The sequence below is a fragment of the Streptomyces sp. NPDC085524 genome, from assembly GCF_044541755.1.
GTDB lineage: Bacteria > Actinomycetota > Actinomycetes > Streptomycetales > Streptomycetaceae > Streptomyces.
In genome coordinates this window covers 59512-83591 of sequence record NZ_JBITTH010000014.1, presented here as the reverse complement: position 1 = coordinate 83591, position 24080 = coordinate 59512, and the positions used below count along the sequence as shown (strand labels likewise).

The following is a 24080-nucleotide window of genomic DNA, read 5'->3' as shown; positions in this document are numbered from 1 at the left end:
TCAGCCCGCCTTGGCCAGCGACGTAACGGCCACGGCGCGGAAGCTGATCCCGTGGCGCTTCTGGCCGTTGAACTCGTTCTCCCAAGGCCGGGCGACCAGACCGGTCAGCGCGACCGGCGTGCCCATCGCCAGCTCACCGGAGACGTCGGGCTCGGCCACCGTCACCGAGATGACCTCGGCGTTGCCGTTCATCACGAACAGCACGTCCACGGTCATGAGGCTGTTGCCGGTGTCGCTATCCAAGGCGATCTGACCGGTCTTCTTGTCGCGCATCTTCAGCTGCGGGGGCTGGGCGACCATCACGGTCGCGCCGGAAGTGTCGACGGGAATCTGACGCACAGCAGATTACTCCTCTATAGGGGTCTCACTCCGTCACTCATGTATAGGAGTGACATCAAGAAGAATGCACCACTCCTATACATGAGTCAACCCGCTACGAAGAGAAACTCGCAGCGGGCTGTGGGGAGTTGATCGAACGTCAGTCTCGCGCAGGGATCCGGTACTCGAAGACGAACTGGTCAGCAGCCATGAGGGTGTCGCAGACCTCGACCACACGCCCCTCCGTCGTGACCGCGTTCCGCAGCAGGTGCACCACCGGGGAACCGGGACTCAGCGACAGCTCGGTGGCTTCAGCCTTGGCGGCCGGCCGAGCCTGCAACGTCTCCACGAACTCGGCGAAGACGTGCCCGTGATCCTCCAGCCGGGCATAGATTCCGCCGGGCCCGGGGTTGTCGGCGAACAGCTCGGGGATGTCCTTCGCAACGTCCCACGGCAGGTACGAGCTAGCCGTCTCCACAGGGGTCCCGTTCCGGAAGTACAGCCGCCTACGAGCGAGCACCTGAGTCCCCACGGGCACCCCGAGCCGCTCCGCGATCTCCTCCGGCGCCTCCATCGGCCCCCGGAAGAGCATGCTCACCGATGCCTCGGCCCCGGACTGAGCGGACTCCGCAAGGTAGGCCGCCTTACCCTCCTGCCGGTGCGTACGCCGGAAGCGATCCGAGGATCGATGCCGGACAGGCGGCCGAGCCTTCACGAACGAGCCCTTGCCGTGCCGCGTCTCGACGAGCCCACTCGCGCGGACCTCCACCATGGCCTTCCGGATCGTCCCGCCGGCCACGCCGTAGCGCTCGACGAGCTCGGACTCACTCGGCACCATGTCGCCCGCGCCGAGAACCCCGGCCCGGATCTGCTGGACGATGTCGTCGGCGATCTGCACGTAGCGAGGTACGGCCCTGCCACCTCCTGCTGCGGTTCCCATAGTCCTTCTCTTCCTCCTATGCTCCTGTACATGAGTACGGGTTCCCCGCAGGCCAAGTCAACGCCACTGCACTCCGTGTCCGTGGCCGGGGCAGTGCTTCGCGAGGACGGTCGACTCCTGGCGATCCGCCGGGCAGACAACGGAACTTGGGAACTGCCGGGCGGAGTCCTCGAACTCACCGAGTCCCCCGAGGCCGGCGTTCGCCGCGAAGTCCTAGAGGAGACGGGCATCCACGTCGAGGTGGACGAGCTCACGGGGGTCTACAAGAACACGACCCGAGGCATCGTCGCCCTGGTCTTCCGCTGCAAGCCGTCCGGCGGCACAGAGCGCACCTCAGCGGAATCGACCGCGGTCGCATGGCTCACACCGGAAGAGGTGTCCGAGCAGATGTCCGAGGTCTACGCGATCCGTCTCCTGGACGCCCTAGACCACGCAGGCCCGCACGTCCGCAGCCACGACGGCCGTCACCTCGTCACGTCATGACCCGTGAAGAGGCAGTCCGCTTGGTCCAGCTAGTCATGGACGGCGGCACCGCGAGCGAGGCTGAGGACGACGCAATCATCGAAGCGCTGGAACTGAGCCTGAGATGCCCGCACATCAGTGACTACATCTTCTACCCAGACCCCGGGCAGGAGCCTTCCGCCGAGCAGGTAGTCGAACGAGCCATGGCCTACCGACCGATCGCTCTCTGACCCCGAAGCGATGCGGTAAGAGTTTCCCTACTTCATCAAGGGCGCTTCCGCCGCCAAGGCGGCGTCGCGCGGCCGGCGCCCCGGGCCTGCGCTCCTGTCTCCGCCCCGCTCCAGCCCGGGGCGCCGGCCGCGCGCCAATGGCTAAGAGCTTGATGGGGAGGGCCAGGCCTAATCGGTCGCCCCTCTGCCAGGACTGATGCCTCCGGCGGGGGCGCTCCGACTCCGGGATGCGGGGGCTCGTCGTGCGACCGCGGGTGCGTTGTGGTTCGGGGTGGGGGCTGTCATCCCGTCTGCCGTCGTCCCAGGGCAAGCCGTAGCAGACCAGCCACCAGGGGCCCAGGTCGTTCGTCCAGCAGGGCGCTCCACCTGGGCCCCTGGCGACTGCCCTGCTACCACTCCGTATGGGACGACGGCAGACGGGATGACAGCCTGGGCGAGCTGTGGCTGAGGCAGTCGGTACGGTCCAGCTCTCGGAACGAACAAAGACAGGGGCAGCATGGGCAAGAACGCACCGCATCAAGACTTCCGAATCGGCGACGTTCTACGCGTGAGCTGCCCGCCGACGCAGGCCCGAGTAGCCAACGTGTCCCGATTCGATATCGCGGTCGAGTGGCCATGGGGCGAGATCGATCCGCAGTCTCGGTTCAGGTGGAATGGTCAGAGGGCCTTTGCGACGTCGCCCGACGCCCCAGACTGGACCACGAGCCTGTTCAGGACCGACCCTGAGCCGTGGAACCTGAGCGTCGGTGACAACTGCCTCGTAGGCATACCTGAGACGCTGGTGCGGATCACCGATATCGGCCGCTACGACCCTCCACAGGATGTGGGCTGGCTTCCCCGCCCTCACACGCTGCTCGGCGTAGTGCCGGCCGACTACCCCGACGAAACCGTTACCGAGGACGACGTAGACACGATCTACATCGATTCAGCGGCACCGGTGACGATCGAGCTGGTGTCTCGGAGCTGACCTGAACGTGCCCTCCCGTGCCCGATCAGGCGGGATCTCACGGGGAACCACGGAGCAGATCATCCAGAAGACAAGAACGGCCCCCGACCGTTCATGCTGGTCAGGGGCCATTCATCTGCAGTGGGTGTGGGATTTGAACCCACGGTGACTCGCGCCACGACGGTTTTCAAGAGGGTTCCGCTTGCAGCCTTCACATGGCACTTGAACTGCACAGCAGCGCCCGACGGAGGTTTGAGCTACCCCACGTCTGGCCCACCCATAGCCCACGGAGTACAGAATCAGCTGATTCGAGGTCTGCGACTGTCCCTCGGTCCTGTAAGACGGATCAAGGATTCTTGACGCCTTCTTCATCGGGAAGGTTGCGCTCCGCCAGATCGGCGGATGTACGCAGCTTCCTCAGCCGCAAGCACCCCCTCCTCTCCACGCCCCACCGCACCTAGTTGGACAGAGAGGTTGTTCAGGGACGTCGCGAGATAGGGAAGGTACGAATCAGGATTGGACTTTGCGAGAAGGCGGTAGTGGCCGACAGCCTCCTCGGCCGCAACTACACCCTCCTCCCTACGCCCAGCCTCACCCAGCCGGTTGCTGAGGTTGTTCAGACCCATAGCGAGCTTGGGCAGGTACGCACTAGCGTTGCTCTTGGTGAGAGCACGAAAATGACCGACAGCCTCCTCGGCCACAGGCAGGCCCTCCACCCCACGCCCCGCCGCGCCTAGATGGGCGGAGAGGTTATTCAGGCCGGTCGCCAGGTTGGGCAGGTACAAATCGGAGTTGTTCTCGGCGAGAGTCCGGTAGTAGTCGACGGCCTCCTCGACAGCAGCCAAACTCTCCTCCCCACGCCCCACCGCATCCAACCGGTTGCTGATGTTGTTCATGGCCTGCGCGAGGTGAGGCAGGTAGGCATGGGGATTGGTCTTGGCGAGAGTCCGGTAGTAGCCGACGGCCTCCTCAATCGCGACCAAACCCTCCTCCCCACGCCCCACCTCACCCAACAGGTTGCTGAGGCTTTTCAGGGCCAGCGCAAGGTTGGACAGGTACACGCCAGGGTTGCCCTCTGCGAAGACGCGGAAATGGCCGACGGCCTCCTCAATCGCAGCCAGACCGTCCTCCCAACGTCGCATCTCGCGCAGCCGGTTGGCGAGCGTGTGCTGAGTCCGCGCAAGACTGGGTAGGTACGCGCCAGGGTTCGTCCCAGCGAGCACGCGGAATAGACCAACAGCTTCTTCGATCGCGGCCAGACCATCCTCCCCACGCCCCACCTCACCCAACTGGTTGGAAAGGTTGTTCAGGGAAGTCGCAAGGTTAGGCAGGTGCGCACCAGGGTTGGTCTTGGCGAGAAGGCGGTAGTGGTCGACAGCCTCCTCAACCACAGTCAGACTCTCCTCCCCACGCCCCACCGCCCCCAGCAGGGCAGAGAGGTTGTTTAGGCCCATGGCGAGGTCTGGAAGGTGCGCATCAGAGTTGTTCTCAGCGAGAACGCGGTAGTGGCTGACAGCCTCCTTGACCACAGTCAGGCTCTCCTCCCCACGCCCCACCTCACTCAGCTGGACGGAGAGATTGTTCAGGGCACTAGCAAGGTTGAGCAGGTACGCGTCCGGGCTGGTCTTTGCGAGAATCCGGAAATGGTCGACAGCCTCCTTGATCGCGGCCAGACCCTCCTCCCTACGCCCCACCTCATCCAGCCGGTTGGAGAGATTAGTCAGGGCCACGGCGAGGTCGCAGCGCAGGTACGCGTCAGGGTTGGTCCCGCCGAGAAGGCGGCGGATGCGCACTGCTTCCTGGACGGGGACCAAACCCTCCTCCCCACGCCCCAGCTTTCCCAAGTCGACAGCAAGGTTGTTCAAGGCCCCAGCGAGGGCGGACAGGTACATGTCCGGGTTGGTCTTGGCGAGAGCGCGGTAGTGGTCGACAGCCTCCTCAATCGCGGCCAGACCCTCCTCCCCAGACCCCAGCGCACTTAGCTGGACGGAAAGATTGTTCAGGGCGGCGGCGAGCGGGGGTCGGTATGCAGTCGGTCCGGTCTCGGCAAGGACTCGGTACCGGTCGACGATTTCTCTGGCGAGGCGAACTGCCAAGTCAACAAGGCGCCGGCTGGACTCTGGGAGCCAGCTCTGGAGGCTAGTGAGGTCTCTCAGGGATGCACCCTGGTCTGTCGTGATCTTCTCAAGAGCAGTGATGAGGGGCGCCGGACGATCCGTCTGAATAGCAGTGGCGATGACATGCTTCGCCAGTTGGTGGTGACGCCGTACGCATAGGTCGGTCAGATGTGTGTCGAGGCTGCCGTGGAATACGGGGTGGGCGGCGGCACGGCTGTAGTTGGTCAGCAACTGGGCGGCTTGGACCGCATCGGCGTCCTGTAGAAGGTTCTCGGCGAGCGTGGGGTCAGCGGCCAGAACGCGTCCAATGTGCCGTTCGGCAAGTCGGTCGGGCTGGAGGCTGCCCCAAGGCCGGCCCGAGTCGGTAGGCGGATAGAGGGCGCCAATCCAGCCGGTGACCCCATCACGGCGATCACGAGCCTGGTCGGCCAGTTCGGGAATCCTGCACCAGGTCCGATCCGCTTGCTCGCGGTCCGCCGCACCGACCAGGTGGCCAGCGGCCAAGGCCCTCTCTAGAGTGTCGAGGCTCAGCCCCGGCGCCAGCCCACGGGCTGTGGCGGTATCGCGCCAGTAGCGGAACTCGTGGCCGAGTAGCCGGTCCTCCACCCCTTCGGCTCCCTGCTGAGCCGGACCGGAAGAGTCGGCTGGGGCAACCGTGTCGAGGAGGTCAGCGAGGGCAGTCATTTGGAGGGTGAGCGCGTTGCCGTAGCCGTCCTGGTCCAGGCGGGGCGCCTGCAGAGTGGCCGCTGCGGCGTGCCAGTCGTGTGCGGCAGCACCGGTGATGCAGGGGAGAACCGTGGCGAGGGCGCTCGCAGCCGAATGGTAAGCCTGCGGCCGGTCGGCCGGGTCGTCCTCCAGCGGGGGCAGGCGGTGGGTGAGGGCGGTGTCCAGGTAGTTCTGGGCGAGGCTGGAGGCGGTCTTCGCACGGGTCCACCAGTCGCCGTCGGTTCGAGCCAGGAGCAAGATCTTGAGCGGGGTGGCCCCAGGGCGGTCGGCAGCGGCCTCGATCAGGGCGTTGAGTTGACTGGTGCGAGTCTCGGCATAGTCAAGGACGACCAGGAGCGGCTTAGTTGCGTGCCGGATCTCCTTCAGTTCGACCACAGAGGCGTCCGGCCGCGGTAGCAGCACGGCCCAGTTGTCTGCCGCCAGGAGAGCGGCAAGTTGGTGGGCAAGGCGAGTCTTGCCCTGGCCTCCGGGCCCGTGCAGCAGCCACGCTCCAAACCCATCCCACGCGCACCATGCCCGCAGCTGCTCAAGCAGGTCCTCACGACCATGAAACGGGACGGTCTCACGCCCTGCCTCCAGCAGCGCAGCGGGGGACTGCGGTTTACCTCGGGGCGCGGTGCTCGCGGGGTCCTGGAGGTGCTGGAACTCCACCGCCTCCAACCTGCCCACACCGCCGCCATGCTCGGCAAGCACGGCACGGAAGGCAGGGTCATGGTGGAGGACGTAGGCGGGCACCACGTTGAGCTGGCCATGGGCGGAGTGGGCACGGTCCGAGGCAACGACGCCTGTCAGCAGGCGGCCGCCGAACATCGCCGCTCCCGACAGGCCTCCCCACGGCGAGGTATCCGTGAGTGACCACTGCGGCAGGTGCTGGGCCAGATCCATCACATACTGATTGCCGACGAACCCACTGCCGGGATTCATACGACCCTTGAGCTGGGTTGTCTCCACCCCGGCCCCGGGCCGCTGTGCAACGTCAGGGACACCCCAGGTCTCACAGTCAGTGCCGGGAAGGTCCGTCGCCAAACGGCCCCAGCGCACTGATCCTGCTGGCGCCTGCCACTGCGTGGCTTCGACACGAACAAGGGCTGCATCGTCTCTCCCACCCGGCGTGCCGCACCACACGACCACGCCAGAGAAAACACCATCCTCGGAGGGGCGGAACACATCCACCCGCTCACCGACCCGGGCAACGACGTGGGCGGACGTCAGGACTAGCCGACTGCCTATCGCATACCCCGAACCCGGGTGACCCAGCCGGGTCACCCCCATCAGACGCGCCCGCTCCACCCGCAGCCCCAAGACGTGTAAGCAACGAACCGCCTCCGGCCGGAGGCGGCCTCATCTGGTGGTGACCCGGTCAGTCCGGGATACGGCCCGCAGTGTCACCAGAGCCCGAGGGGCGCTCAAGTGCGCCACTAACCAGCAAGTCACCACCCTGCGGGCTCCTCGGCGTCAGCGTGAACGACACCCGGTGCGTACGACCACGAGACAACCCAGCCTCCGCCTCCGCTCCTACCGCCCACAGCTTGAAACCGGCTTTCGCCTTCGCGTCCGCCCGCAACTCGACCTCGAACTCCATCTCCACTGGCCCTACGGCAAACACCACATCCGGATGGTTGCCACCGAGCGCCGCCGCTGCGATCAACTCGTCGCGCACCGCAGCCACCGCGTCTACCAGAGGAATGTCCACTCGCCCCGCCCCATTTCGATGCACCACCAAATGAAGACACCTTAAGGACCGCAGCCCAACTCTCCGCAGTCAATCCACAATTTCGGCTAGGCAGATCAGTTCTGCCGCCGAAGCCACCCACCTACCGCCACGCACTAGTCATCAGACGGGCCGTCATCGTCGAGGACGAGGCGGCTCGCGCTTTCCGCACGGAGGCGATCGCAGGCCTCGGCAATGGGCGCGGGAGGGCTGCCCCAACTTCCACCACGTAACCCACTTGCCGGGCTCGCCCGGGCCCTGCTGGAGTCCGGGATCAACGGCATGGCAAGGGTCCAGGCACCGGAGGGGGAACGGCCGGCGGCGGGCTCCACGTCGTTTGCCAGTCGCCGACACACACAAACCGTGAAGCCCCCAGCGATCGGCTGGGGGCTTCATTTACGTTGGCTGCGGTGCCACTAGTCAGGGGCTGCTGGTGAGCGAGGAGCTGCGGTCTCTCCTTCGCGGGTGTATCGGGCTGATATCGCTAGGCGGTGCCCTCGGCTGGTTGCTACCCGGACCACGTCCCTCAAGGCTCCAGCCAGGTCCGCTGCCAGGAGGCGGAGCTCATCCGGATCTGCCTCCTCGTCGGCGAGGACTTCAGCGGCGTGGTCGAGGAGTTCGGCGCTCAAGCCGAGTTGCGCCCCCTCGGCGTTGTCGGCTAGGCGGGACAGGTAGCTGGCATTGTCGTCGGCGCTCAAGAAGCAAGGCTTGCCGTCTGGGCCCGACCATGGCAGGAGTCGCAGTTCGATTGAGGGTGTCACGCTTCCGCCCTCCTGACTTCGGTCGTGTGGTGGGTAGTGAAGACGGCATCGGCGCGATCGCCGGGGAGTGCCAGAAGGGCCGCCTCCACCACGCGGCCGGTGGTGTCGGTCGCCACGCGTGTGATCGAGAGGATGGCCAGGGTCGAGCTGATGCGAAGGGTCGCCGCTTCATCTGGAGTGGGGAGCCGGGTGCTGACCGTTTCCCGGACCACGGCCAGCGGTGGTCGCAGGTCTGGCAGTCGTGCGGCTAACAGCCCTTCCGGGACGTCGGCCGGCGCCAGGTCTCGGGGCACGTAGATTCGGGCCAGGCTGTGCGGTGTTCTCCCCTCGTGGCTGAGGCAGAGGAATTCCATCAGGGGACTGCGGGGCGAGACCTTGAGGAGGGCGGTCAGATGGCCGTGCGCTCGGAGGTTGCTGGCGCGGACGGTGGTGTGGAGGGGCTCTTCGGCCGGGGTCAGGGCGCTCGGCGGGTATCCGCCGCCGACGTACCTGGTCCTGCGGAGAGGGTGGCGAACGAAGTTGCCGCTGCCGTGGATCTTCTCCACGAGCCCTTCGCCCTGGAGGAGAGCAAGGGCGTTCCGGAGCGTTGGCGTGCTGACCTTGTAGCGGGCCGCGAGTTGGGCTTCTGAAGGGAGGCGCTCGCCGGCTTTCAGGCGGCCTACTGAGATCTGCTTTCGGATGTCATCGGCGATGGCGTGCCGGCGGGAGGGCGCGGGCTGGGTCACCAGTGCCTCCGCATTCGAAGGGCGACAAGACGGGTCCGGACGTGCATGGTCAGCTGCTCGCCCGATTCGAATCGGAGTCGCTTGGCGTTGGCGGGGAGTTGGACCAGGTCTACGACGCGGCACGGCTGACCGCCGACCTGGATGACGTCGCCGCGCTGCACACTGGTCGAGGTGATCTCGACGTTCGTGGCGAGGGCACCGGTTGGCGTCCATCCCGTCACTGGGTCACCTGCCGCAGCTCGGACCAGTCCCCCGCCGTGTGGCAAGGGCAATCGCAGGCTTCGTAGGTCACGGCCACCCCGATGGGGGCCGTGGCAGGGGACGACTGCGCGCACTCACGGTGGGTTCCGATCGCGCACGAGCTCGACCGGTAGGGGTCATCCGCGCCGGGCAGTGGGCCCCGCCTGAGGGGGCGCCCACTGGTGCGGGCGGGGGTGGGGACCATACGGTTCGACACGCTGATCAGCTCCTATCGCTGATGGCCAGGTCCCCGGACGTCGCCCGTCGCGGGGACCGCTTCGTTTACGGCGGCCCAGAGGGTGCGGCCGGTCAAGCTGCTGGCGAGGAGACCGAATCGGTCGGCCTCCGCCACCACGTCCAGGACCTCCCGCCACGATTCGGCGGGCAGCGCTTCCGGTACCTCCGCTTCGATCGAGGTGTACGTGGCGTGCGGCTCCACTCGTGTGGTCAGCCCAAGGGCTGCGAGCCGGGTGGCGAGGTCCTTGGCCCTTGCTTCCGAAGCGGGCACCGAGAGCCTCCGTCGCCGATCGATCACGTTGAGTGAAGCTAGTTAACTAGATTAGAGCTAGTGGACTAGATTTTCCACATGCCTGAGCAGCCGCCTTATCTCCGCATCGCCGACGTCCTGCGGCAGCGGATCGCGGAGCACGAGTGGACTGCCGGCGATCGACTGCCTTCGCGCGCCCAGATCGCCGAGGAGTGCGGTGTCGGCGAGAACGTGGTCCGCCGGGCGCAGGAGTTGCTGATCTCCCAGGGTGTGCTTGAGGGACGGGCGGGTTCGGGCACCTATGTCGCCGAGCCGCGACGGCGTGTGCGGGTTGTTCGGTCCTCGGCGCGTGAGCAGCCCGGCGGTTCGCCGTTCCGGGCGGACATGCAGGCCTTGGGCAAGCAGGGCGACTGGGAGAGCCGGACCGAAGCGAAGGTGCCGGCCCCTGCCGAGATCGCGGCGCGGCTCGGTATCGCCGAGGGCCAGCTGTGCGTCCGGACCGTTTACGAGTTCCTTGCTGACGGTCGGCCGGTGCAGTTGTCGACAAGCTGGGAGCCGTACGAGCTGACTGCTGGCACTCTCGTGGTCCTGCCGGAGGGTGGGCCGCATGCTGGGGCGGGCGTCGTGAACCGGATGTCCGAGATCGGGATCACCGTCAGCCATGCCGTCGAACAGCCGGAGCCGCGACAGGCGACCGCCGAGGAGGCATCGCTCCTCGGGATCCAGAAGGCGGCTCTGGTGACGCACATCCGGCGGACGTACTACAGCGACCAAGGGCAGCCCGTGGAGACGGCGGACATCGTCATCCCCACCTCCCTGTGCGAGATCGTCTACGAGGTCCGCGTCGACCGCTGATGGCCGCCGTTGATCGAATAGGGAGGGGTAGGGATGACGGGTGATCTCCGGTTCAGCTGGGTACTGAGCGGCTCTGGGTGGGCTACGTGCCGGATTGCCGATGACGCTTCGGAGTGGAAGGACTTCGTCAGCTACTGCACGGATGCTTTGGCCGACACGTTGTATGCGATGGTCGGGCTCTATGGGGCCTCGACCGTCCAGCGGTTCTTCTTCGACCTCGAACCGGCCGTCGTGAGGTGGCAACTCCGGCGCCAAGGTGCGGACGTGTCCGTCGCCATCTATCGGTTCCCGGACGGGGCGACGAGCTGGGACGCGCCCGACGACGCGGGCACCCTCTCCTGGCGCACGACACGGCCCCGTAGTGTGCTGGGCCACGCGGTGATGGAGGCCGCTGAGGAGGTGTTGCGGACTCACGGCGAGGCCGGGTATCGAGAGAAGTGGGTACTGCGCCCCTTCCCTGTCGCCGCTCTGCAAGACCTTCGACGGCTGCACCAGCGAAACGACACGTGCCGACACGAGCAGTGCCAGCGCGGCCCCGTGTCCTGATTAAAAAACGAACGTTAAGGCTGTGAGTACGAGCCCGCCAGCCGTACGCCGGCGCAGGCCACCAGTGCGCCGCCGTCTTGCGTGAGGAAGACCGTGTAGATCCACGACCCGTCGGAGGCTGTGATCTGCCCGATGCGGATGGGCTGAGCGCGCTCCCGGAGGAGTTCCAGCGCTCGTTCCCATCCCAGGTTCTCGGCGCCCTTCCGCCGCACGCTTCGAAGCCGAATCGCGAAAGTCCCTGCGTGGCTGTCTGAAAGCCTCGTACCGGCTTCCCACACGACGTACTCGGAGCCGTCGGCGAGGGCCGCCAGAGCGCCCTTGGATGCCTCGTCGTCGCCGGCCAGCAGCCGCATCAGCTAATGCCGTTCCATCGTCCCTCCCTGGCTGGCATCCTGCGATGCGGCAGGGATGTGCCGCAACCGCGTATACCGCTCGCCGCCGCACGTCAGTCGTTCCTCACGACAGGGGGTAGCCATGCACACACTCACGAGTCTGGCTGGCCGGGAGATGTCACCCCAGGGGGAGGCCGTCTTCCTGCTGCTCTGGGGGCTGGGCTTGAGTCTCGTGGGCGGGTTCCTGGCGCTCAGGAGCGGCGCCGAGGCCATGGCGGCGTATGGCGACCAGACGCAACAGGACGCCCACGACGCGTACGGACGGGGTGTTCCGCCGGATGCTGCGACACGGGAGCGGAGACGCGGCATCGCAAGGCGTGTGGGGTGGGTGCTCGCGGTCGTGGGCCCGGCATGTGCGATCACCGGGATAGCGCAGCTCGCACAACAGTGAGCCCGCTCCCGGGACACCGTGCCCCTTGCGTGCCCGATCGGGCAGCGGCGGAGGGGGAATCGCGGGGAACGGCGGTGCCGGTGCGGCTCAGCCGCAGGTCAGCGAACGGGAAGGTCAGGCGGGATCCGCGTACGCGATCTTCCAAACTAGCTACGCGGGTTCGATTCCCGTCACCCGCTCTGAAGACGAAAGGGCCAGGTCAGAGGATGTTTCCTCCGCCTGGCCCTTCGTCGTTCCCGGGGGCTGCGAAGTGGCCGCCCGGCGGTGGGCTGGGATAGTGGGGGGAGAGCTCGGATCGGGCCTGTTGTACTCATCGGCGCACCGGCTCTCGACACCATCCCGTACGCCGTCGCGCGGCTGATCACGGACACCCGCGGCGCACGTGCCGTCCCGCCCACGGCGGGCGGCGGCCTACCAGCCGGCCGGCCGGACGAAGTCGCAGGCGAGACCGTCAGGGCCGGTCAGGACCATCACAGACATGTGAGAGGGGTGACCATGTCGTTCACCCGTTCCCGCCGCAATCGTCACCGCACCCGGGCAGCAGCGGTCGGTGCCGCCTGCGCCCTGCTCGCCGTCGTCGGCGTCACGAGTACCAGCGCGGCGCCCGTGTCGCAGCCCGCCGCCGCGTCGGGCGTGACGGCCGAGACCACGGAAGTCCACATCAAGGACTTCAAGTTCAACCCGTCGACCCTGACGGTCAAACCCGGCACGAAGGTCACGGTGGTCAACGAGGACTCGACCCCGCACACCCTGACCGCTTCCGACGGCTACGCCTTCGACACCGGCACCATCGACGCCGGCAAGTCCGGCAGCTTCACCGCGCCGTCCAAGGTCGGCCAGTACCCCTTCGTCTGCTCCTTCCACCCGCAGATGACGGGAACGCTCACCGTCAAGTGACGTCGCAGCTTCGTCGCATGCGTGCCGAGCGAGACCGACGGCCCCTGACCACCGATCCCCGTCAGGGGCCGTTCGGCGGAGGGGTCTAGAGCTGGATGTTCGCGATCATCGTCGCCAGGGAGTTCAGGAAACGGTTCACGTCGTCCGCGATCGAGCTGGACGCGAGGAAGAAGCCGAAGAGGGCGGCGACGATGGCGGGGCCCGGCTTGATGTGGTTGCCGCGGATCAGCACCACCAGGATGACCGCCAACAGAACCACCACTGACAGCGAAATGGCCACTACTGATCACACCTTCGGTCGTCCCCTGGTCGGCCCGGGGCGCACAGCACACCCCCACATGGACCATCCTCCCACCAACCGGCCCCGGCTATCCGCCTCGTGACGAATCACCATCGTTCCGCTTGTGCGGTCAGGGGGTGGTGAGGCCCAAGAGGGAGCGGACATAGGCGTACTTCGCGGACAGACGGTCGCGGGTGGCGGCGTCCAGGACGGAGAGGCGGGCCGGGTCCGCGTTGTGGGCGAGGTCGGCCTCCTTCACCAGGAGGGCGCCGGGGGTGGCCAGGATGCGGGCCGTGTACTCCTCGACCGGTTCGCCGGGGCGCTTCGTGACGGCCAGGACCATGTCCTTCACCGACTGCGGGAGGGCGGCGGAATCCAGCCAGGTGAGGCTGAGCGCCTCGTCCTCGATCGCATCGTGGAGCCAGGCCGCCGCCTGCTGCTCGGGGCTGCCTCCGCGCAGCCGGACGCCCTCCGCCACGGCCGCGAGGTGCTCCGCGTAGGGGCGGCCGGCCTTGTCGGTCTGGCCCTCGTGCGCGGCGCGGGCGAGGGCCTCGATCTCGAGGAGGGTCAGGGGGGCCGCCGTCATGTGAGCTCCTTCGCTGCCGTACGGAGGGCCTCTGCGGCCCGGCGTACGTCCGCGTGCGTGGTACGCCAGTTGGAGAACGCGGCGCGCAGGGCGGGGGTTCCCCCGTAGACGGTCGGGGTGAGGAAGACCTCGGGGGTGGCCGCCTCCCGCAGGGCCGTCAGGCGGGCCTGGGTGGGGGCTTCGGCGAGGGTGAAGCAGACGACGTTGAGGCGGACCGGGGCGAGGAGCCGGAAGGACGGGTCCCCGGAGAGCCGCTCGCCCAGGGCGCGGGCGCAGGCGATGTCGCGCTCGACGATCTCGCGGTGGCCCCGGCGGCCGTAGGCGCGGAGCGTGAACCAGGCGGCGAGGGCGCGCAGGCGGTGCGAGTTCTCCGGGGTGAGGTGGACGAGGTCGGGGTGTTCGCCGAGGGGGCCCAGGTAGGCGGCGGAGTTGGCGAACACGCGGGCCTGGAGGTCGCGGCGGCGGGTGAACTGGACGGCGCTGTCGTAGGGGACGTTGAGCCACTTGTGGAGGTCGACGCAGACGGAGTCGGAGGCGTCGAGGCCGTCGGTGAGGTGGGCGTGGTCCGGCGAGAGGGCGGCGAACGCGCCGAAGGCGGCGTCGGTGTGGAGCCAGAAGTCGTGCCGTTCGCGCAGGGCGCCGATCGCGCGGAGGTCGTCGAAGTCGACGGTGTTGACGGTGCCGGCGTTGGCCACGACCACGGCCGGGCCGGGGCCGTCGGCGAGGGCGCGGTCGAGGGCGGCGGGGTCGACGGCCTCGCGGCCGGGGAGGGTCGGGACGCGCACGAGGGAGTTGCGGCCCAGGCCGAGGACCGAGAGGGCCTTGGCGATGGAGGAGTGGGGGGCGCCGGAGAGGACCCGGACGGGGCCGAGGGCGGCGGCGCCGTCGTCGGCCGGGGAGACCCCGAGGCGTTCGCCGAGCCATTCGCGGGCGATCGCGAGGCCGGTGGTGTTGGACATCGTGGCGCCGCTGACGAAGGTGCCGGTGTGGGCGTCCGAGAGCCCGAAGAGTTCGCGGAGCCAGGTGGTGGTCTCGCGTTCGAGGTCCTGGCCGCCGCCGTCGAGGGCGGAGTTGGAGTTCTGGTCGTGCGCGGCGGTCAGCCAGTCCCCCGCGAGGGCGGCCGGGGTGGCGCCGCCGGTGACGAAGCCGAGGTAGCGGGGGCCCGCGGAGGCGGAGAGGCGGGGCTCCCAGCGCTCGCGGAAGGCGGCGAGGGCCGCTTCCGTGCCGTCGCCGTGGTCCGGGAGGGGCTCGGGGTCGTACGGATTCCTCCCGGCAGGCGGTACGACGGGACGCGCGTCCAGCGTCGCGAGGGCGTCGGCCGCGGCGCGGCGGGTGGCTTCGAGCAGTTCGGGGAGCCGGGCGAGGTCTGCGGCGAGCGTGCGGTCCATGGGGGCACGCTATGCCCCGCCGGGCCCGGCGGGGCGGGCCAATCCGAGGCGAGTGGCCCGGATCGGGAGGTGGGGTGCGGGGGGGGCCGTCGGAGCAGCGGGGCGGCTGGGGGTTCGGGGTGGATGGGGGCGTCGTAGGGTCGGGGGATGATCGCGAAGCGGTGGGTGCGGGGCGCTGTGGGGGTCGTGGCCGTGTCGGGGGTGCTGGTGGGGGTGGCGGGCTGCGAGACGCCTCCGCCGCCGCGGGCCGCGCCGGGGCCGACGGGTACGCCACCGCGTGCGTCGGCGCCGTCGCTCCGGCCCGCTCCGCCGGGGCCGTCACGGACGGGGCAGCCGTCGCCGTCGTCGCAGCCGGAGTGTCCCGAGGGCGGGGTGCGGCTCGTCGAGGGGGACGGGGACGCGGCGATGGGGCTGCGGGTCGCGGAGGTCGGGCTCGTCAACTGCGGCGCGCAGCCCTACGTACTGGAGGGGTATCCCCGGCTGACGCTGCGGGACGACAGGAACGATCCGGTGGAGGTGTCCGTCGAGCACGGGGCGGCGGGCATCACCACCGGCGTGCCGAACGTGGACGCGCCCCCGGAACCGGTGACGCTCGCGCCGGGGCAGGCCGCCTCGGTGGCGATGGTGTGGCGCAATCTCGTCACCGACTTCGCGGTGCCCGCCGTGTCCGCGCCGATCGTGGAGATCGAGCCGCGCGCCGGAGCGCCCCGGCTGTCGCTCCGGCTGCGGCGGCCGGTGGACCTCGGCAACACCGGGAAGCTCGGGCTCGGTCCGTGGAGGGCGGCGGCCCGGTGATCGTGTGGCTGAACGGGCCCTTCGGGGGCGGGAAGACCCAGACCGCGTACGCGCTGCACCGGCGGCTGGCGGGGAGCGTGGTGTGCGATCCGGAGCACGTCGGGTTCGGGCTGCACCGGATGATGCCGGCCGCATTGCGCGGGGACTTCCAGGACCTGCCCGCATGGCGGCAGGGGGTGTTCGAGGTGCTGGAGCTGGCGGCCGCGCGGCACCCGGGGGTGGTCCTGGTGCCGATGACCGTCACGGAGCCGGCGTACTTCGCGGAGACGGTGGGCCGGCTGCGCGAACGGGGCCACGACGTACGGCACTTCGCGCTGCTGGCGCAGCGGGAGACCGTACTGCGCAGGCTGCGCGAGCGGGGGCTGGGGCGCGGGCTGAAGCGGGAGGGCTTCGCGGTGGCCCGGCTGGACGGGTGCCTGGAGGCGCTCGCGGAACCGGAGTTCGCGGAGCACCTGGCGACCGACCGGCTCACCGTGTCACAGGTCGCGGACCGGGTCGCCGCCTCGGCGGGCCTGAGCCTGGCCCCGGACGCCGACGGCCCCCTGCGGGGGCGCCTGCGGCGGGCCCTGATCGGCGTGCGGCACATCCGCTTCGATTAGGCCGTCTCTTCCGGCCCTTTCGGATCTTGCCGGTCACGTACTCGGGCGCTCCGCCGAGGCGGCGAGGTGCGGTGCCGGGCAGCAGGGGGTACCTCCCGGCCCCCTGGGGCTGGGGGAGGGTCGGGCGAGATCCGGAAGAGACGGCCTCTAGGCGGCCACGGCGGCCGTCGTGTGGGCGCGGGTCGTGAGGGTGGTCATGCGGGTGGCGATCGTCGTGGCCGGGCTGCGCGGGAGGCGGTCGGCGATGAGGCCGTCGGCGAGGAAGAGGACCTGGTCGGCGTGGGCCGCGGCGGCCGGGTCGTGGGTGACCATGACGATGGTGGCGCCGAGGGAGTCGACCGCGGACCGCAGGAGGCCGAGTACTTCCGCGGCGGTGGTGGTGTCCAGGGCGCCCGTGGGCTCGTCGGCGAAGACCACGTCGGGGCGGGTGACCAGGGCCCGGGCGATGGCGACGCGCTGCTGCTGGCCGCCGGAGAGCTCGGCGGGGCGGCGGCTCCCCTTGCCCTCCAGGCCGACGCGGGCGAGCAGGTCGGCGGCCCGGGCCCGGTCCTGCCGGCCGCCGGCGAGCCTCATCGGGAGCAGCACGTTCTGCTCGACGGTGAGGGAGGGCAGGAGGTTGAAGGCCTGGAAGACGAAGCCGAGGCGGCTGCGGCGGAGTTCGGTGAGCTCGTTCTCGTCGAGTCCGGTGATCTCCGTGCCGCCGAGGCGGACGGAGCCCTCGGTGGGGAGGTCGAGCCCCGCGGCGCACTGCAGGAAGGTGGACTTCCCGGAGCCGGAGGGCCCCATCACGGCCGTGAAGCTGCCGCGCGGCAGGCTGAGGTCGATGCCGCGCAGGGCGTGCACGGTGGCGGCGCCGCGGCCGTACGCGCGGCGCACGCCGCGCAGCTCGACGGCAGCGGCGGCGGGGGTGGTGGTGCCGTACGGGTCGGGCGTCTGCGCGGGGCCGTCGTTCCGCTGCTGCCGCTGCTGCTTGCTCCGTCGGAGCCCCATGATGTGCCGCCTTCCGTGCCGCGGGCCGTCGTGTCCGTGTGTCCGTGAACGTGTCACTGACGCTACGGATCACCGCACGGCCCCGACATGGCGCGGCCCGGCGGACGGGAGGTGGGGCAAACCCCACCCCTGCGGTCAGGGGGCTCGGCGGATGAGGAGGAGGGCCCGGTCGTCGTTGACGTCCTTGGCGACCTTCTCGATCAGGTGCCAGGTCGCGCCCTCCCAGCCGGCCGCGACGTAGCGGTCGGCCTCGCCCGTGAGCCGGTCGATGCCCTCGCTGATCTCGCGGTCGGCCGTCTCGACCAGTCCGTCGGTGAAGAGCATCAGGACGTCGCCCCGGCGCAGGCTGCCGCGGGTGGGCGTGAACTCCGCGCCGTCGTAGACGCCCAGGAGGGGGCCTTCGCCCGTCTTCTCCTGCCAGCGGCCGGTGCCCGCGGAGAGCTGGAGGGCGGGGAGGTGGCCGGCCGAGAGGAGTTCGTAGTCCCCGGTCTCGAGGTCCAGGACGAGGTGGATGGAGGTGGCGAAGCCCTCGTCCCAGTCCTGGCGGAGCAGGTAGCCGTTGGCGGCGGGCAGGAAGCCGTGCGGGGGCAGGGCGCCCAGCAGGCCGCCGAAGGCGCCCGAGAGGAGGAGGGCGCGGGAGCCCGCCTCCATGCCCTTGCCGGACACGTCGGTCAGGACGATCTCCAGGGTGCGGCCGCCGTTGGTGCGGGCCGCGACCACGAAGTCGCCGGAGAAGGACTGGCCGCCCGCCGGTCGCAGGGCCATCTCGCGGTGCCAGCCCCGCGGCAGGGCGGGCAGCTTGCTCTGCACCCTGATCCGTTCGCGCAGGTCGAAGAGCATGGTGCCGCCCCGCCGCCACGGCACGCCGACGCGGCTGCGGAACTGGGCGATGACCAGGCCGAAGAACCCGCACGCCGCCACCACCAGGACGGTGCCGGGGGTGACCCGGGCGGGCCCCTGGGTGTACGGGCCGAGGACCAGGGCCTCGACGATCAGCGCGGCGGCGGACGCAGCGTAGAGGGCGAGGAGGCTCGCGGGGCGCAGGAGCAGCCCGCCGGCCACGATCGGCAGGACGAGGGCGGAGGGCGAGAACCAGACGGGCAGCATCATCGTGCCGCAGGCGATCGCGGGGACGGTGAGCAGCAGCCCGGCGAAGGCGAGCCAGTCGGAGGCGTCGCCGCGGAAGTAGTCGACCGCGGATTTGCGCAGGGCGGTACGGGCCCGGTGCGACAGCATGCGCCCCCGGGCCATCAGCGTCTCCACGCGTGCTCCGGCCATTGCTTCGGGACCCTATCCATGTCGGCTGCGTGTGCGCAGGGGTACCCCCGCACCGGGGGACCTTCTGCGCTCGAAAACATGTCGACTGGGGCGTAATGCCCTGGTAAGGATGGCCATATGGCTCTTGAGACGCGCGTATTGCAGGCCGATGAGTGGGATGTCTGGTACGACCAGCTTGAACTGGCCTTCGGCGGAGTGCCCGAATCCCCGGCGGAGCGGAAGCTGTACCGGCGGCTGACGGAGACGGAACGGTCGCTCGGCGTCTGGGACGGTCCGGTCTGCGTGGCCTCGGCGGGTGCCTTCACCTTCCGTCTCTCCGTCCCCGGCGGTGCGCTGGTCCCGGCGGCGGGCGTCACGATGGTGGGCGTCTCCCCCACCCACCGCCGCCGCGGGATCCTGACCTCGCTCATGCGCCGCCAATTGGACGACATCCGGGCGGGTGGCGAGCCGCTCGCCGTGCTGACGGCCTCGGATCCGGCGATCTACGGGCGCTTCGGGTACGCCACCGCGACGTACGCCCTCTCCGTCGACATCGACACGACCCGCGTACGGCTTTCCGTGCCGCCTGGGACGGACGGGGTGACGGTGCGGCTGGCCGATCCGCTGGACGTGCTGGACGACTGCGAGCGGGTGTACGAGGAGCTGCTCGCGGGCCGCCCGGGCATGCCCGCCCGGCAGCCGGGCTGGGAGCACCTGCCGCTGCTGGACGCGCCCGCGATGCGGGGCGGCGGGTCTCCGCTGAAGTGCGTGGTGGCCGAGCGGGAGGGCGGCGGGGTGGTGGGGTACGCCCGCTACCGGGTGAAGCCGGAGTGGGACCCGACCGGCTCCGACGGCAAGGTCGAGGTGACCGACCTCGACGCGCTCGACCCGGCGGCGTACGCGGCGCTGTGGCGCTACCTGTTCGGGATCGACCTGACCTGGACGGTACGGGCGCACCGGCGTCCGGTGGACGATCCGGTGCTGCACCTGGTCAGCGACGTCCGGCGGTCGCAGCCGCGCTCGCGGGACTCGCTGTACGTGCGGCTGGTGGACCTGCCGCGGGCGCTCGAAGCACGGACGTACGGGGCCGCGCTGGACGTGGTGATGGAGGTCGAGGACGCGTTCTGCCCGTGGAACGAGGGGCGGTGGCGGGTGGTCGCCGACGCGAAAGGCGCGGCTCGCGTGACGCGGAGCGGGGAGCCGGCGGAGCTGGCGCTGTCGGTGCGGGAGCTGGGGGCGGCGTACCTGGGCGGGATCAGCCTCACGTCGCTGGCGGCGGCGGGGCGGGTGCGGGAGCTGCGGCGGGGTGCGGTGCGGGAGGCTTCGCGGGCCTTTGCGGGTGACGTGGCCCCCTGGCTGCCGCACGGCTTCTAGCACCGCCCGCGCCGGGGTCGGGTGTGCGGTGGGGCGCCCCCGCAGGGCGTCGAACGCAACCACGCCGTACGTGTCCGACCCCGTGGAAACGTTCGACGGCCGAGGAGGTGCCCCGCCGCGCGCCCGGCCCCGGCGGCCCGTTGCTTGCGGGCCGCCCCGGGGTGCCGCTGCGCGGAGCCGCTCCCCGCCCCGCCCGGCCATGATCCGCCGGACACCCCCTAGCGCTGTTGGCAGCCCGGGCACCAGAAGAGGTTGCGGGTGGACAGGTCGGCGGTGCGGATTTCGGTGCCGCAGATGTGGCAGGGCATGTGCGCCCTGCGGTAGACGTAGACCTCGCCGCCGTGGTCGTCCACCCGCGGCGGTCGGCCCATGGCCTCGGGCAGGTGCTCGTCGCGGACGGTGTCGATGCGGTTGTTGCGCACGCCCTCCCGCATCAGGCCGGCCAGGTCCGCCCACATGGCGTCCCATTCGGCGCGGGTGAGGTCCTTGCCCAGGCGGTACGGGTCGATGCCGTGCCGGAAGAGGACCTCGGCGCGGTACACGTTGCCGACGCCCGCGATCACCTTCTGGTCCATGAGCAGCGCGGCGACGGTGGTGCGGGAGCGGGAGATGCGGGCCCAGGCGCGGTCCGGGTCGTCGGCCGGCCGCAGCGGGTCCGGGCCGAGCCGGTCGTGTATCGCCTTCTTCTCCCCGTCGCCGATCAGCTCGCAGGCGGTGGGGCCGCGCAGGTCGGCGTAGTGGGATTCGTTGAGCAGACGCAGCCGGACCGTGTCGGTGGCCGGCGGCGCCGGGGCGGGCCCGAAGCCGAGCTTGCCGAAGAGGCCCAGGTGGATGTGGATCCAGGCGTCGCCGAGCTCGAGGAAGAGGTGCTTGCCGTGCGCCTCGGCGCTCTCCAGCTCGCGCCCGTCGAGCAGGGCGGCGCTTTCGGCGAAGCGGCCCTGCGGGCTGCTGACCCGGACCGTGCGGGCGGCGAACCGCTCGGTGTGGTCCTGCGCGAGGCGGTGGATCGTATGCCCCTCGGGCACTGCGTGCTCCTCAACGTACTCAGAGTGCTCAAAGAAAACGGCCGCGCCACCCGCTCCACGGGTGGCACGGCCGGAAGCGGAATCAGCCCTGCGGGTGGTGCGCCGGGATGGGGGGCAGCTCGCCCGTCTGCTCGTACGCCGAGAGCATCTCGATGCGGCGCGTGTGGCGCTCCTCGTCGGAGTACGGAGTGTTCAGGAAGGCCTCGATGAAGCTGACGGCCTCGTCCTGGGTGTGCATCCGGCCGCCGACGGAGATCACGTTGGCGTTGTTGTGCTCGCGCCCGAGCTGGGCGGTCTGGACGCTCCAGGCCAGGATGGCGCGGACGCCCTTGACCTTGTTCGCGGCGATCTGCTCGCCGTTGCCGGAGCCGCCGATCACGATGCCGAGGCTGTCGGCGTCCGCGGCGGTCTTCTCCGCGGCGCGGAGGCAGAACGGCGGGTAGTCGTCCACCGCGTCGTAGATGTGGGGCCCACAGTCGACGGGCTCGTGGCCGTTGTTCTTGAGCCAGTCCACGAGGTGGTTCTTCAGCTCAAAGCCTGCATGGTCGGATCCGAGGTACACGCGCATGGGACGAGTGTGGCACGAGAGCCCCCGACAGAGCTCGGCAGGGTGTCGCGTAAGTCACTTCTAAAGCTCAAGTAAACCCAAAGAACGCAGATGGGACAGGGCGGGACCAAGGTCCTGGACTTTCGTCCCAACGCAACGATCCGGATTGAGGTCTTCCGTCCTGCGTTCATCTCAGGTTTGAATGCCGGGGCTCGCAACCCGAGAACCTAAGGATCCGTCCATGAGCGACACGACGACCCTTCAGAAGGAAGGCAGCCCCACCGGCAACCCCGGTGACGGTCTGCCTTCCGACGGTCTGAAGGCCGGTCTCAAGAACCGCCACCTGTCCATGATCGCCATCGGCGGTGTCATCGGCGCCGGCCTCTTCGTCGGCTCCGGCGGCGGTATCGCCAAGGCCGGTCCCGCCATCCTGATCTCCTACGCGCTGGTCGGCGCGATGGTCGTCTTCGTGATGCGGATGCTGGGCGAGATGGCGGCCGCCAGCCCCAACTCGGGCTCCTTCTCCGCCTACGCCGACCGCGCGCTGGGCCGCTGGGCCGGCTTCTCCATCGGCTGGCTGTACTGGTTCTTCTGGGTCGTCGTCCTGGCCGTGGAGGCCACCGCCGGCGCCTCGATCCTGGAGGGCTGGATCCCGGCCGTCCCGCAGTGGGCCTGGGCCCTGATCGTGATGGCCGTCCTGACCGCCACCAACCTCGGCTCCGTCGCCTCGTACGGCGAGTTCGAGTTCTGGTTCGCCGGCATCAAGGTCGTCGCCATCGGCGCCTTCGTGGTCATCGGCATGCTGGCCGTCTTCGGCGTGCTGCCCGGCTCCCACAACCCGGGTGCGGGCTTCGCCCACCTGACCGACGCGGGCGGCTTCTTCCCGAACGGCTACGGCGCGGTCCTCACCGGCGTGCTGATGGTCGTCTTCTCCTTCATGGGCAGCGAGATCGTCACCCTCGCCGCCGGCGAGTCGGAGAACCCCCGCAAGGCGGTCACCCAGGCCACCAACTCCGTCATCTGGCGGATCGGCGTCTTCTACCTCGGCTCGATCTTCATCGTGCTGACGCTGCTCCCCTGGAACGACAAGTCGATCACCGAGAAGGGCTCGTACGTCGCCGCCCTCGACTCGATCGGCATCGCGCACGCCGGCACGATCATGGAGGTCATCGTCCTGACCGCCGTGCTGTCCTGCCTGAACTCGGGCCTCTACACCGCCTCCCGCATGGCCTTCTCGCTCGGTGAGCGCGGCGACGCGCCCAAGGCGTTCGCCAAGGTCAACTCGCGTGGCGTTCCGGTGGCCGCGATCCTCGGCTCCACGGTCTTCGGCTTCATCGCCGTCTACTTCAACTACGCGTTCAAGGACACGGTCTTCACCTTCCTCCTGAACTCCTCCGGCGCCATCGCGCTCTTCGTCTGGCTGGTCATCTGCTTCACCCAGCTGAGGATGCGCGGGATCCTGGTCCGCGAGGCCCCGGAGAAGCTGACCGTGAAGATGTGGCTGTTCCCGTGGCTGACCTGGGCCACCGCCGCACTGATCATGTTCGTGATCGGCTACATGTTCGTGGACGACGCCAACCGCGAGGTCGTCACCCTGTCCACCCTGGTCGCCGGCCTGGTCGTCGCCGTCGGCGTGGTGCTGGACTTCCGCCGCCGCCGCGCTGCGCTCCGCTAGAGCGCAGCAGGCGCGCACCCGTACGGCAGCAGCCCCGGACCACAGCGTGGTGGTCCGGGGCTGCTGCCGTACGAACGGGGCGGCGGCTCAGCCGCGGCGGCCCGCCAGCTTCCAGGCGGCCGGCAGGGCGCCCATCGCGAGGGCGGCCTTGAGCGCGTCGCCGATCAGGAACGGGGTCAGGCCCGCCGCGACGGCGGCGCTCAGGGACATGCCGGTGGCGGCCATCAGGTACGGCACGCCCACCGCGTAGATCACTGCGGAGCCCAGCACCATCGTGCCCGCGGTACGCAGGACCGAGCGGTCGGCGCCGCGCCGTGCGAGGGCGCCGACGAGGGTGGCGGCCAGCAGCATGCCGAGCACGTACCCGAAGGAGGCTCCGCCCGCCCCGGAGGTGCCGCCCGCGAACCACGGCACGCCGGCCATGCCGACGAGGGCGTACAGCCCGAGGGAGAGGAACCCGCGGCGGGCGCCGAAGGCGGAGCCGACGAGCAGCGCCGCGAAGGTCTGGCCGGTGACCGGGACCGGGGAGCCGGGGACCGGTACGGAGATCTGCGCGGCCAGCCCGGTCAGGGCGGCGCCGCCGACGACGAGCGCGACGTCGCGGACGCGGCTCGCGGGCAGCAGGTCGGCGAGAACGGCGCCGGGCCGGAAGGAGACGGAAGCGGTGCTCATCGGTGGCTCCGGAAGGTGAGGGGCAGAGCGGGACGATCACCGACGCTATGGGGCTCGCGGGCTCCGTCCCACCGCCGCCCGGCACAAAGCCGTACCGGCCGGTTTCGTGGGAATCACACAAAGAACGCGATCAACGCCCCGCCCGGGG

Annotated in this window: 27 protein-coding genes; 10 read left to right on the top strand and 17 right to left on the bottom strand. The window is 69.7% G+C overall.

Annotation, left to right across the window (positions count from 1 at the left end; all coding sequences use genetic code 11):
* Both ACIGFK_RS22375 and ACIGFK_RS22370 read right to left on the bottom strand, forming a co-directional pair.
* Nucleotides 1-339 carry a hypothetical protein gene (locus ACIGFK_RS22375; RefSeq protein ID WP_400053276.1) on the bottom strand — a complete coding sequence of 113 codons (339 nt, stop codon included), beginning with the start codon at nucleotides 337-339 and terminating at the stop codon, nucleotides 1-3.
* A gap of 139 nt (nucleotides 340-478) precedes the next feature.
* Complete coding sequence (locus ACIGFK_RS22370) at nucleotides 479-1258, bottom strand: GntR family transcriptional regulator (protein WP_400053274.1); 780 nt, start codon at nucleotides 1256-1258, stop codon at nucleotides 479-481.
* Nucleotides 1259-1276: 18 nt separating this feature from the next.
* Here ACIGFK_RS22370 and ACIGFK_RS22365 point away from each other — a divergent pair, with 18 nt between their 5' ends.
* From ACIGFK_RS22365 to ACIGFK_RS22355, 3 genes are all read left to right on the top strand, one after another.
* A complete protein-coding gene (locus tag ACIGFK_RS22365) occupies nucleotides 1277-1741 on the top strand; it encodes an NUDIX hydrolase (RefSeq protein WP_400053272.1) in 465 nt (154 codons plus the stop codon).
* Nucleotides 1738-1950 (top strand): bacteriocin immunity protein, encoded by a 213-nt coding sequence (locus ACIGFK_RS22360; protein WP_400053270.1) that lies wholly within the window; start codon nucleotides 1738-1740, stop codon nucleotides 1948-1950. The genes ACIGFK_RS22365 and ACIGFK_RS22360 overlap by 4 nt, the downstream gene beginning before the upstream one ends.
* A gap of 496 nt (nucleotides 1951-2446) precedes the next feature.
* Entirely contained in the window at nucleotides 2447-2917 is a 471-nt protein-coding gene (locus ACIGFK_RS22355; protein ID WP_400053268.1) for a hypothetical protein, read from the top strand.
* Between the two features lie 347 nt (nucleotides 2918-3264).
* Here ACIGFK_RS22355 and ACIGFK_RS22350 read toward each other — a convergent pair whose 3' ends face one another.
* The 6 genes from ACIGFK_RS22350 to ACIGFK_RS22325 form a co-directional block, all read right to left on the bottom strand.
* Nucleotides 3265-6690, bottom strand: coding sequence for a tetratricopeptide repeat protein (locus ACIGFK_RS22350; protein WP_400053266.1), 3426 nt, complete (start codon nucleotides 6688-6690; stop codon nucleotides 3265-3267).
* A 409-nt stretch (nucleotides 6691-7099) separates the two neighbouring features.
* Complete coding sequence (locus ACIGFK_RS22345) at nucleotides 7100-7432, bottom strand: trypco2 family protein (RefSeq protein ID WP_400053264.1); 333 nt, start codon at nucleotides 7430-7432, stop codon at nucleotides 7100-7102.
* 434 nt (nucleotides 7433-7866) lie between these two features.
* Nucleotides 7867-8211 carry a hypothetical protein gene (locus ACIGFK_RS22340; protein ID WP_400053262.1) on the bottom strand — a complete coding sequence of 115 codons (345 nt, stop codon included), beginning with the start codon at nucleotides 8209-8211 and terminating at the stop codon, nucleotides 7867-7869.
* Nucleotides 8208-8936 carry a GntR family transcriptional regulator gene (locus tag ACIGFK_RS22335; RefSeq protein WP_400053260.1) on the bottom strand — a complete coding sequence of 243 codons (729 nt, stop codon included), beginning with the start codon at nucleotides 8934-8936 and terminating at the stop codon, nucleotides 8208-8210. Before ACIGFK_RS22335 ends, ACIGFK_RS22340 begins: the two co-directional genes overlap by 4 nt.
* Nucleotides 8933-9157, bottom strand: coding sequence for a hypothetical protein (locus tag ACIGFK_RS22330; protein WP_400053258.1), 225 nt, complete (start codon nucleotides 9155-9157; stop codon nucleotides 8933-8935). The genes ACIGFK_RS22335 and ACIGFK_RS22330 overlap by 4 nt, the downstream gene beginning before the upstream one ends.
* A gap of 248 nt (nucleotides 9158-9405) precedes the next feature.
* Nucleotides 9406-9684, bottom strand: coding sequence for a hypothetical protein (locus tag ACIGFK_RS22325; protein WP_400053256.1), 279 nt, complete (start codon nucleotides 9682-9684; stop codon nucleotides 9406-9408).
* Between the two features lie 78 nt (nucleotides 9685-9762).
* Between ACIGFK_RS22325 and ACIGFK_RS22320 the strand changes: the two genes are divergently transcribed.
* Both ACIGFK_RS22320 and ACIGFK_RS22315 read left to right on the top strand, forming a co-directional pair.
* On the top strand, nucleotides 9763-10518 hold the full coding sequence (locus ACIGFK_RS22320; RefSeq protein ID WP_400053254.1) for a GntR family transcriptional regulator: 756 nt from the start codon (nucleotides 9763-9765) through the stop codon (nucleotides 10516-10518).
* Nucleotides 10519-10551: 33 nt separating this feature from the next.
* A complete protein-coding gene (locus ACIGFK_RS22315) occupies nucleotides 10552-11064 on the top strand; it encodes a hypothetical protein (protein ID WP_400053253.1) in 513 nt (170 codons plus the stop codon).
* Between the two features lie 14 nt (nucleotides 11065-11078).
* Here ACIGFK_RS22315 and ACIGFK_RS22310 read toward each other — a convergent pair whose 3' ends face one another.
* Nucleotides 11079-11417 (bottom strand): hypothetical protein, encoded by a 339-nt coding sequence (locus ACIGFK_RS22310; protein ID WP_400053251.1) that lies wholly within the window; start codon nucleotides 11415-11417, stop codon nucleotides 11079-11081.
* Between the two features lie 925 nt (nucleotides 11418-12342).
* Here ACIGFK_RS22310 and ACIGFK_RS22305 point away from each other — a divergent pair.
* Nucleotides 12343-12744, top strand: coding sequence for a cupredoxin domain-containing protein (locus ACIGFK_RS22305; protein ID WP_376661035.1), 402 nt, complete (start codon nucleotides 12343-12345; stop codon nucleotides 12742-12744).
* Between the two features lie 85 nt (nucleotides 12745-12829).
* Here the strand turns inward: ACIGFK_RS22305 and ACIGFK_RS22300 are convergent, their stop codons facing one another.
* The 3 genes from ACIGFK_RS22300 to ACIGFK_RS22290 all read right to left on the bottom strand — a co-directional run bounded on the left by ACIGFK_RS22300 (nucleotide 12830) and on the right by ACIGFK_RS22290 (nucleotide 14998).
* Complete coding sequence (locus ACIGFK_RS22300; protein ID WP_376661036.1) at nucleotides 12830-13024, bottom strand: hypothetical protein; 195 nt, start codon at nucleotides 13022-13024, stop codon at nucleotides 12830-12832.
* Nucleotides 13025-13154: 130 nt separating this feature from the next.
* Entirely contained in the window at nucleotides 13155-13610 is a 456-nt protein-coding gene (locus tag ACIGFK_RS22295) for an HD domain-containing protein (RefSeq protein WP_376661037.1), read from the bottom strand.
* Nucleotides 13607-14998, bottom strand: coding sequence for a pyridoxal phosphate-dependent decarboxylase family protein (locus ACIGFK_RS22290; protein WP_376661038.1), 1392 nt, complete (start codon nucleotides 14996-14998; stop codon nucleotides 13607-13609). Before ACIGFK_RS22290 ends, ACIGFK_RS22295 begins: the two co-directional genes overlap by 4 nt.
* A gap of 147 nt (nucleotides 14999-15145) precedes the next feature.
* Between ACIGFK_RS22290 and ACIGFK_RS22285 the strand changes: the two genes are divergently transcribed.
* A complete protein-coding gene (locus tag ACIGFK_RS22285; protein WP_376661039.1) occupies nucleotides 15146-15793 on the top strand; it encodes a DUF4232 domain-containing protein in 648 nt (215 codons plus the stop codon).
* Nucleotides 15790-16392: an AAA family ATPase gene (locus ACIGFK_RS22280; protein WP_376661040.1), complete on the top strand. Its 603-nt coding sequence runs from the start codon at nucleotides 15790-15792 to the stop codon at nucleotides 16390-16392. Before ACIGFK_RS22285 ends, ACIGFK_RS22280 begins: the two co-directional genes overlap by 4 nt.
* Nucleotides 16393-16539: 147 nt before the next feature.
* Here the strand turns inward: ACIGFK_RS22280 and ACIGFK_RS22275 are convergent, their stop codons facing one another.
* Both ACIGFK_RS22275 and ACIGFK_RS22270 read right to left on the bottom strand, forming a co-directional pair.
* Nucleotides 16540-17382 (bottom strand): ABC transporter ATP-binding protein, encoded by an 843-nt coding sequence (locus ACIGFK_RS22275; RefSeq protein WP_376661041.1) that lies wholly within the window; start codon nucleotides 17380-17382, stop codon nucleotides 16540-16542.
* A gap of 135 nt (nucleotides 17383-17517) precedes the next feature.
* A complete protein-coding gene (locus tag ACIGFK_RS22270) occupies nucleotides 17518-18660 on the bottom strand; it encodes a PP2C family protein-serine/threonine phosphatase (protein WP_376661042.1) in 1143 nt (380 codons plus the stop codon).
* Nucleotides 18661-18777: 117 nt separating this feature from the next.
* Here ACIGFK_RS22270 and ACIGFK_RS22265 point away from each other — a divergent pair, with 117 nt between their 5' ends.
* Complete coding sequence (locus tag ACIGFK_RS22265) at nucleotides 18778-20013, top strand: GNAT family N-acetyltransferase (protein ID WP_376661043.1); 1236 nt, start codon at nucleotides 18778-18780, stop codon at nucleotides 20011-20013.
* 218 nt (nucleotides 20014-20231) lie between these two features.
* On the opposite strand, the gene ACIGFK_RS22260 is transcribed toward ACIGFK_RS22265, so the two are convergent.
* Entirely contained in the window at nucleotides 20232-21038 is an 807-nt protein-coding gene (locus ACIGFK_RS22260; protein WP_376661044.1) for an Fpg/Nei family DNA glycosylase, read from the bottom strand.
* 82 nt (nucleotides 21039-21120) lie between these two features.
* The gene (locus tag ACIGFK_RS22255; RefSeq protein ID WP_376662470.1) at nucleotides 21121-21606 is read right to left on the bottom strand and encodes a ribose-5-phosphate isomerase; all 486 of its coding nucleotides are present in this window, start codon (nucleotides 21604-21606) and stop codon (nucleotides 21121-21123) included.
* A 220-nt stretch (nucleotides 21607-21826) separates the two neighbouring features.
* Here ACIGFK_RS22255 and ACIGFK_RS22250 point away from each other — a divergent pair, with 220 nt between their 5' ends.
* Entirely contained in the window at nucleotides 21827-23260 is a 1434-nt protein-coding gene (locus ACIGFK_RS22250; protein ID WP_376662469.1) for an amino acid permease, read from the top strand.
* Nucleotides 23261-23347: 87 nt separating this feature from the next.
* On the opposite strand, the gene ACIGFK_RS22245 is transcribed toward ACIGFK_RS22250, so the two are convergent.
* Entirely contained in the window at nucleotides 23348-23932 is a 585-nt protein-coding gene (locus tag ACIGFK_RS22245; RefSeq protein WP_376662053.1) for a biotin transporter BioY, read from the bottom strand.
* Nucleotides 23933-24080: the final 148 nt, after the last annotated feature.